The sequence below is a fragment of the Pseudoalteromonas sp. S3178 genome (genome assembly GCF_005886985.1).
Taxonomy (GTDB): domain Bacteria; phylum Pseudomonadota; class Gammaproteobacteria; order Enterobacterales; family Alteromonadaceae; genus Pseudoalteromonas; species Pseudoalteromonas carrageenovora.
Genome location: NZ_PNCW01000578.1, coordinates 1 through 359, shown reverse-complemented (window position 1 = coordinate 359; position 359 = coordinate 1). Strand labels below are relative to the sequence as shown.

Genomic DNA, 359 nt, shown 5'->3' with positions numbered 1-359 from the left:
AGGCCATAAAAGTCGTCTTGGAGTTTGGTGGTATCAAACAGGCCAATGTTATTTTGGTCTTTATTGGGGGTGTACAAATATTGAATTTGTGGTTCCAGGGTTTGAATACCATCTTCGACGAGTAAACTGGTGTCGCGCTCGAAGTTAAGTTGGCTGTATAGGCGAACTTTCGGTAGGGTTCTGTTTACCGTTTGCTCATACTGCGTCCCTTCAAGGTTACCTTGCTGGTCATAATAAGTGTGCAGCACACTGAACTCAGAGAGAAATGACCACGCATAACGCTCTTCACTAAAACGCAGTTGCGGTTCTATGTGCACTCGTGTGGCTTCATCAATAGTTCGTGTGCTGTTACGGAAATG

Annotated in this window: 1 protein-coding gene; it reads right to left on the bottom strand. The window is 44.8% G+C overall.

Features of this window, described 5'->3' with window-relative positions:
- The coding region (gene lptD / locus CWC11_RS22300) for an LPS assembly protein LptD (protein WP_138684276.1) at positions 1-359 on the bottom strand (359 nt) is incomplete at both ends.